Here is an 8292-nt window from a genome sequence, read left to right on the forward strand (position 1 = left end):
AGTAATAATGTCTTTATCTATCCCTAGAGAATTTTCAAATGCTATAAGATTTTTATCTATCGATGCAACACTTAAGGCAAAATCAGGACATCCAGGTATGCCTATGGGTATGGCCGATATCGCTACGGTTTTGTGGACCAAGTTTCTTAAACATAATCCTCAAAATCCAAACTGGATAAATCGTGATAGATTTGTACTTTCAAATGGTCATGGTTCTATGCTTTTATATTCTTTGCTGCATCTTAGTGGTTATGATTTAAGTGTTGATGATATTAAAAATTTTAGGCAACTTCATTCTAAAACTCCAGGTCATCCTGAATATGGTTATGCGCCAGGTGTAGAGACTACAACTGGACCATTGGGTCAAGGTGTGGCTAATGCTGTTGGTATGGCACTAGGTGAAAAGATATTGTCAGATAAATACAATACATCTGACTTGAAAGTAATAGATCATCATACCTATGTATTTTTAGGCGATGGGTGTCTAATGGAGGGTGTATCTCATGAAGCGTGTTCGTTAGCTGGTACCTTAGGTCTAAATAAACTAATAGCATTTTGGGATGATAATAGTATTTCTATAGATGGGGATACAAAAGGTTGGTTTACTGATAATACAGTTGAGAGATTCAAAGCATACGGCTGGAATGTGATTGAGGATGTAGATGGTCATAATTTTGAGGCTATTGAAAAAGCTATAGCTAAAGCACAATCTGAACAAAGCAAGCCAACTTTGATTTGTTGTAAAACGATTATTGGGTTTGGCTCTCCAGAAAAGGCTGGTACTGCATCTGTACATGGCTCGCCTTTGAGTGAACAAGAAAGAGCTTCAGCCGCAAAAGAGCTTGATTGGAATTATGCTCCTTTTGAAATTCCTAGTGATGTATATAAATACTGGGATGCTAAAGAAAAAGGACAAGCTTTAGAAGCAAATTGGCAGAAACAATTAGATTTATATAAGAGTAATCCTAAGTTTGAAGAATTTGATAGAGTGCTGAAAAAACAGTTGCCTGCAAATCTTGAGCAGAAAGTTGAGCAATATATTGCTTTACAGCTAGCGAATCCTGTAAAAGTGGCTACGCGTAAAGCATCTCAGATGGCTTTAGAAGTGTTGTGCAAGAATATGCCAGAAATGTTTGGTGGTTCAGCAGATTTAACAGGATCAAACAATACAAATTGGAGTGGATCAATTTGGCTTAATAATACTGATAAAGGCGCTAACTATCTTTCTTATGGGGTGAGAGAGTTTGGTATGGCTGCTATCATGAATGGTCTAAGTTTATACGGTGGTTTAAAGCCATACGGAGGAACATTCTTGGTGTTCAGTGATTACTCTAGAAATGCTATTAGAATGTCTGCTCTTATGAAACAACCCGTAGTTCATGTAATGTCTCATGATTCTATCGGTTTGGGAGAAGATGGACCAACTCATCAACCTGTAGAACATGTGCCTAGTTTAAGATTGATACCAAACTTAAATGTTTGGAGACCAGCAGATACTATTGAAACAATGGTTGCTTGGAATGAAGCGGTTAAGTCTAATGAGACTCCAAGTGTTATGGTACTAACGCGTCAAGGTTTAGAGCCTGTGGTTCAGGCTAAAGAACAAGTTTCTGATATTGTGAAAGGTGGGTATTTAGTCAGAAATAATAAAGATGCTAGATTAACTATTGTAGCTACTGGCTCAGAAGTCGAGCTAGCAATTAAAGTAGCAAAAGAATATGAAGACAAAGGAATAAAAGTTAATGTTGCTTCTATCCCATGTGTCGACGTTTTCGATACTCAAACTCATGAGTATAAAAAATCAGTAATAAGAGATGATATCCCAGCAATTTTTGTTGAGATGGCTCAGCTTGATGGGTGGTATAAGTATATGCCTAAAGCTGGTGGTGAAGTGAAAGGGATTTATAGTTTCGGTGAGTCCGCGCCAGCTGAGGATTTATTTAAGCATTTTGGTTTTACTGTAGAAAATATCAGCAACATAGTTGCTAAATATGTGTAATAAACTTTTGAAAGATAATATCTTAAGGAGATTAAAATGAGAGTTGCAATTAATGGTTTCGGTAGAATTGGTCGTTTAGCTTTTCGTCAAATGTTTGACAAGGCTGGTATAGAGATTGTTGCGATCAATGATTTAACAAATCCAAAAATGTTAGCACACTTATTAAAATATGATTCTGCTCAAGGTAGATTTTCAAAAGCAGCTGTTACAACTGCAAAAGATGACGCTATTGTTGTAGATGGTAAAGAAATTAAAATATATGCTGAAAAAGATGCTGCTAATTTGCCTTGGGGTGAATTGAAAGTAGATCTAGTATTAGAATGTACAGGTTTTTATGTATCAAAAGCAAAGTCACAAGCTCATATTGATGCTGGTGCTAAAAAAGTAGTTATTTCAGCTCCTGCTGGTAATGATTTACCAACAGTAGTTTTTGGTGTTAACCATGATATATTAACTGCAGATGAGAAAATTATCTCAGCTGCTTCTTGTACGACTAACTGTTTAGCACCTATGGCTAAAGGTCTTCATGATTTGGCAACAATTGAAAGTGGATTTATGACAACTATTCATGCTTACACTGGTGACCAAAATACTTTAGATGCACCTCATGCTAAAAATGACTTCCGTCGTGCAAGAGCTGCAGCTGTAAATATTGTACCTAACTCAACTGGTGCTGCTAAAGCTATTGGTCTAGTAATTCCTGAACTTGCAGGTAAGTTAGATGGAGCTGCTCAACGTGTTCCTGTTCCTACTGGGTCATTAACAGAGTTAGTTGCTGTAGTATCTAAGAGTGTAACAGCTGAAGATGTAAATGCTGCAATGAAAGCAGCTGCTAATGAATCTTTTGGTTATACAGAAGAAGAGTTAGTATCTAGTGATATCGTAGGAATTTCTGAAGGATCATTATTTGATGCAACTCAAACTAAAGTTACTTCACTTGGAGATAAGTCTCTAGTTAAAGTTGTATCTTGGTATGACAATGAAATGTCATATACAAATCAAATGGTAAGAGTAGTAGAGTACTTTGGAGCTCTGTAAACACTTATAGGTGGTATAAATGAGTTTTCTAACATTAAAAGACGTTGATCTTAAAAATAAGAAAGTCTTAGTTCGTGTTGACTTTAATGTGCCTGTCAAAGATGGCAAGGTTACAAGCAAAGTCAGAATAGAGGCGGCTATTCCAACCATTCAGTATATTTTAGATCAAGGTGGAGCTGTGATTTTAATGTCACATCTTGGTCGCCCTACAGAAGGCGAGTATGACTCTCAGTTTTCACTTGAACCTGTTGCTGAAGCATTATCCCAAATCATCAAAAAACCAGTTAGATTTGCTAAAGATTGGCTAAATGGTGTTGATGCTAAAGTTGGTGAAATTGTTATGTGCGATAATGTACGTTTCAATAAAGGTGAGAAAAAGTCTGACGATGAGCTATCAAAAAAAATAGCAAGTCTTGGTGATGTGTTTGTGATGGATGCATTTGCTACAGCTCATAGAGCTCAAGCATCGACTTATGGAGTAGCTAAGTATGTGCCTGTAGCGTGTGCAGGTCTACTTTCAGCTAATGAAATCAAAGCACTAGAAAAAGCTTTGAAGGCTCCTAAGAAACCAATGGTTGCTATAGTCGGTGGATCTAAAGTTTCAACAAAGTTATCTGTTTTACACAATCTTCTTGATAAGGTTGAGATTCTTATTGTTGGTGGAGGTATTGCAAACACTTTCATAAAAGCTGAAGGATTTAATATTGGTAATTCACTATATGAAGAAGATCTTGTTGGTAAAGCTAAAGATATCTTGGCAAAAGCGAAAGAGTTTGGTGTAAACATACCTGTACCAGTAGATGTAAGAGTTGCAAAAGAGTTTAGCGAAAATGCTGTTGCAGTAGTTAAAAATGTGGCTGATGTTGCTGATGATGAAATGATACTAGATATAGGTCCGAAGTCTGAAAGAAAAATTGCAGAGCTTTTAAAATCTGCTAACACTATTCTTTGGAATGGTCCTGTGGGAGTGTTTGAATTTGATAATTTTGCAGAGGGTACAAAAGCTCTATCTTTAGCGATAGCTGAATCAGATGCTTTCTCTGTTGCTGGTGGTGGCGATACTATAGCAGCGATTGAGAAATTTGATATTAAGGATAAAGTATCTTACATATCAACAGCTGGCGGAGCATTTTTAGAGTTTCTTGAAGGTAAGAAACTACCTGCTGTAGAAATATTGAAAGAGAAAGCAACTATATAACTGTAGGTTATTTATATGAGAAGAACGAAAATTTTAGCTACTCTTGGTCCTGCTAGTGAATCTAGAGAAGCGTTAACAGAGATGATTAAAGCAGGTGTTAATGCGGTACGATGTAATTTTTCGCATGGATCTGCTGAAGATCATCGTAAAAGAGTTGATCTGATACGTCAAATAGCAAAAGAGCAAGATACTTACGTTGGTATTTTGGCGGATTTACAAGGTCCAAAAATAAGACTATCGAAGTTCAAAAATGGTTCTGTGATAATCAAGAAAGGTCAAAAATTTACACTTGATGCAGATCTTGGTATTGAAGATGGTGATGAAAATACAGTTGGTATTGACTATAAAGAGCTTATTCAGGACGTTAAGAAGGGTGATATACTATTAGTTGATGATGGTAAAATTATTCTAGAAGTTGATTTTGTTAAAGGTAACAAAGCGGTAACAAAAGTTGTTATCGGAGGTAAAGTTTCCAATAATAAAGGAATCAATAAAAAAGGTGGTGGTCTAACAGCACCTGCTTTAACAGATAAAGATAAGCAAGATATCAAGGTAGCAGCAATGCTTCAGGTAGATTTCTTAGCTGTTTCATTTGTTAGAGATGGGAAAGATATGGAGTATGCACGTCAGCTTGTAAATGAAGCTGGTTGGAAGCCTGCAATGGTTGCTAAAATTGAGCGAGCAGAGGCTGTATTAGAAGATAATCTGAAAAGTATAGTAGATGCTTCAGATCTTGTGATGGTGGCTCGAGGCGATTTAGCAGTTGAAATTGGTGATGAAAATGTTCCAACTGTACAAAAATTAATTATCAGCACAGCTAGAAGAAATGAGAAGGGTTCTATTACTGCTACTCAAATGATGGAATCAATGATTGAAAACTCATCTCCAACTCGTGCTGAAGCATCTGATGTGGCAAATGCTGTATTTGATGGTACGGATGCTGTGATGCTATCAGCTGAAACAGCAGTCGGTAAGTATCCTGTTGAAACTATCTCTGCTATGTCAAGAATTTGTGAATCTGCAGAGAGGAGCAAATATACACATATTACTAAGAAACAGAAGATTGCTGATTGTGATAGAGTTGATCATGCTGTTTCAGTTGCAGCTGTTAAAATTGCCAATGATATTGGTGCTAAAGGCTTAATAGTATTGACAGAGGGTGGAAATACTTCGCGTTGGATGTCACGTGTAAATTCTGAGCTACCTATCTATGCACTATCACGTAATGTTACAACATTAGGAGCAATGACATTGTTTAGAGGAGTTGTTCCTTTGTATTTTGACTCTACTAGAATGTCTAAGTTATATGTTAATAGATCAGCTTCTATGGAGTTAGAAAGTAGAGGCTTAGCCAAGGATGGTGACATTCTTGTTTTGACAAGTGGTGATAGTATGGGTGTACATGGAAGTACTAATAAAATTAAAGTAATAATTGCAGGTCAAGTAAGATAAGGAGATAAACATGGCTTTAGTTTCATTGCGTCAACTATTGGATCATGCTGCAGAGCATGGTTATGGGTTGCCAGCGTTTAATGTAAATAATCTTGAGCAAGTAAGAGCTGTTATGGAAGCTGCTGATAGAGTTAATTCACCAGTTACTCTACAAGGCTCTGCGGGTGCAAGAAAGTATGCAGGAGCTCCGTTTATTAGACATTTAGTTCTTGCAGCGATTGAAGAGTATCCTCATATTCCAGTTTGTATGCACCAAGATCATGGTACATCTCCATCTGTTTGCCAAAGATCTATTCAATTAGGTTTTTCATCTGTAATGATGGATGGCTCATTAAAGTCAGATGGTAAAACTCCTTCAGATTATGAGTATAATGTTAATGTTACAAAAACTGTTTCTGATATGGCTCACGCTTGTGGTGTATCGGTTGAAGGTGAGCTTGGATGTCTTGGTTCATTAGAAACTGGACAAGCAGGAGAAGAAGATGGTGTTGGTGCTGAGGGTACTTTATCTATGGATCAAATGCTTACAGACCCAGAAGAAGCTGCTGATTTTGTTAAGAAAACAAAAGTAGATGCTTTAGCAATTGCTATAGGTACTTCTCATGGAGCTTATAAGTTCACTAAGCCACCTACAGGTGATGTACTATCTATTAAGAGAGTAAAAGAAATTCATGCAAGAATTCCTGATACTCACTTAGTAATGCATGGCTCATCTTCAGTACCTCAAGATTGGTTAGAAGTAATCAATACTTATGGTGGTGCTATGGGTGAGACTTATGGTGTGCCAGTAGAAGAAATCGTTGAAGCAATCAAGTATGGTGTGCGTAAGGTAAATATTGATACTGATTTACGTATGGCTGCTACTGGTGCGATTAGAAGATTTATGGCAGAAAATCCTGCTGAATTTGATCCGCGTAAATATAATGCCGTAGCAAAAGTAGCTATGTCAGAAATCTGTCAAGCTAGATATGAAGCATTTGGTAGTGCTGGTATGGCTAGTAAGATTAAGCCAATTTCACTTGAAACAATGTTTCAACGTTATGAAAGTGGTGAACTTGATCCAATCGTGAAATAATATTTCTTTCTAATTTATTCTATATTTTTAGCCAGAACTTTTTTAGTTAGTTACATTAATTTAGCTTGATATTCTTAATGGTTTAAGAGTGTTAAGATTCTGCATATTTATAATTTTTTGATAAAGTTTGCAACTACTCCATTTGTCCAACCAAAGCCATCTTGTACTATATATTCTCCTCCACCAGCATTTGCTTTAGGATTGACTACATCATATTTTTCATGGATCTTTCCAGTTTCTTTAAATTTTTCATTAACTGTATTTACAAATCTTTTAGCAATAGTTTCTGCAAGCTTATCAAAGCCATAATTTCTTAAACCTATAACAGCTTCAAAATGTAATGGCGCCCAGCCATTTGGAGAATCCCATTGTTGAGAAGTATTTAAAGTTGTAGTAATAAGTCCATGGTCTGTTAAAAATTGATTTTCTATAATCTTAGCTACCTTTTGAGCTTGTTCTTGAGTAGCTATATTTAAGAATAGTGGCGTCACTCCTGCTAAGCTTGTAATGTTAGTCATTATATTTGTCTTACTATTTAAATCATAAAAAAATCTTTTCCATTATTCCAAAAAGTATTTTAAATAAGTTTTTTTCTTTTTTCAGCTAACTCTAAATATTTAGATGCTTTTTCTTGTTCTAAAACTTCAGCAAACCATTTACCTAATAAACTCTCTAATCCATATAGATAGCTATTTAAATCAATAGGTAGAATATCTGTTGTTTGAATAGTACTAAAATCATTTGTATTAGCAAACCAACGACTAGAAAAATCCCACCCAGATTCACAAGCTGCACGGATGTTACGATAGAAGTCTGGTTTGTTTGCTATATTTTGCGCATGCTCAATATCTTCGCGATATGATTCTGGTCTAGGGGTGGCAGACTCATCCCAATATCTATTTAAACCGTTTACATTTCTTTGAGTATTCATCCAAAATGAGTATTCTTTTTCTAAAGATGGTAAATATTTTTCAATAGCAGAAATACCTAGCTCTTGATATAAAATATTTACGATTAGGTAAAATAAAGGTGGTTGCGAACGAGTTAGATAGTACTTTCTATTTGCATTTGGTACAAAGCCAACAGTATCTATCAAATATGCAAAGTTATCTGCAATATCTTTAATCATCTGTATTTCGCCATCAACTCGTAAACCTTCACAAGTAAAATAGCAGTCCGAATAATAAACTTCTCTAAACCTACCGCCTGGAATTATATAAGACTTTGGCAATGGTATAAGAGAACTTAGAGGATTCTGTTTGTCAGAGCTAGATTGTATTCTGAAAGTTTTAAATAGTTGAAAGAGAGTTCCAAATATAGTTTATTAGGTTTTGACGAAACTAAAATAAACGATAAGGAACTAAAAAATGCCAAAGCACTTAACTCTTTCAAATAGATATTGTATAGAAGAATTACTTAAATTAGGATACCAAACATCTCAAATAGCCAATAAAATTGGCTATAGTGAAAGAGCTATAAAAAAGGAACTTAATCGCACTAGTATAAATAGTGACTATAATGCTGAGATAG

The 8292-nt window shown here is 35.7% G+C and carries 6 protein-coding genes and 1 pseudogene; 6 read left to right on the top strand and 1 reads right to left on the bottom strand.

The features are described from left to right. The first annotated feature begins 7 nt into the window (after positions 1-7). From tkt to fba, 5 genes are read left to right on the top strand one after another with little or no spacing between them, the layout of a single operon-like run. The gene (gene tkt / locus F8C69_RS01090) at positions 8-1999 is read left to right on the top strand and encodes a transketolase (RefSeq protein WP_159183867.1); all 1992 of its coding nucleotides are present in this window, start codon (positions 8-10) and stop codon (positions 1997-1999) included. Positions 2000-2035: 36 nt separating this feature from the next. Beyond that, entirely contained in the window at positions 2036-3037 is a 1002-nt protein-coding gene (gene gap, locus F8C69_RS01095; RefSeq protein ID WP_004287378.1) for a type I glyceraldehyde-3-phosphate dehydrogenase, read from the top strand. Between the two features lie 19 nt (positions 3038-3056). Beyond that, positions 3057-4235, top strand: coding sequence for a phosphoglycerate kinase (locus tag F8C69_RS01100; protein ID WP_159183868.1), 1179 nt, complete (start codon positions 3057-3059; stop codon positions 4233-4235). A gap of 15 nt (positions 4236-4250) precedes the next feature. Then, a complete protein-coding gene (pyk, locus tag F8C69_RS01105; RefSeq protein WP_159183869.1) occupies positions 4251-5687 on the top strand; it encodes a pyruvate kinase in 1437 nt (478 codons plus the stop codon). A 10-nt stretch (positions 5688-5697) separates the two neighbouring features. Continuing rightward, a complete protein-coding gene (fba, locus tag F8C69_RS01110; RefSeq protein ID WP_159183870.1) occupies positions 5698-6762 on the top strand; it encodes a class II fructose-bisphosphate aldolase in 1065 nt (354 codons plus the stop codon). A 107-nt stretch (positions 6763-6869) separates the two neighbouring features. Here fba and F8C69_RS11140 read toward each other — a convergent pair. Beyond that, a pseudogene (locus F8C69_RS11140) lies at positions 6870-8032 on the bottom strand (trehalase family glycosidase); the annotation flags it as partial. Positions 8033-8129: 97 nt separating this feature from the next. Between F8C69_RS11140 and F8C69_RS01120 the strand changes: the two are divergent. Further along, positions 8130-8292 (top strand): helix-turn-helix domain-containing protein (locus F8C69_RS01120; RefSeq protein WP_159183823.1); only part of this gene is annotated, 163 nt, incomplete at its 3' end.

The sequence above is a fragment of the Francisella noatunensis subsp. noatunensis genome (genome assembly GCF_009823375.1).
GTDB lineage: Bacteria > Pseudomonadota > Gammaproteobacteria > Francisellales > Francisellaceae > Francisella > Francisella noatunensis.

Bases quoted from the DNA above. Each gene is read 5' to 3' on its own strand.
- tkt (WP_159183867.1), top strand. From the start codon at position 8: ATGTCTTTATCTATCCCTAGAGAATTTTCAAATGCTATAAGATTTTTA.
- gap (WP_004287378.1), top strand. From the start codon at position 2,036: ATGAGAGTTGCAATTAATGGTTTCGGTAGAATTGGTCGTTTAGCTTTT.
- F8C69_RS01100 (WP_159183868.1), top strand. From the start codon at position 3,057: ATGAGTTTTCTAACATTAAAAGACGTTGATCTTAAAAATAAGAAAGTC.
- pyk (WP_159183869.1), top strand. From the start codon at position 4,251: ATGAGAAGAACGAAAATTTTAGCTACTCTTGGTCCTGCTAGTGAATCT.
- fba (WP_159183870.1), top strand. From the start codon at position 5,698: ATGGCTTTAGTTTCATTGCGTCAACTATTGGATCATGCTGCAGAGCAT.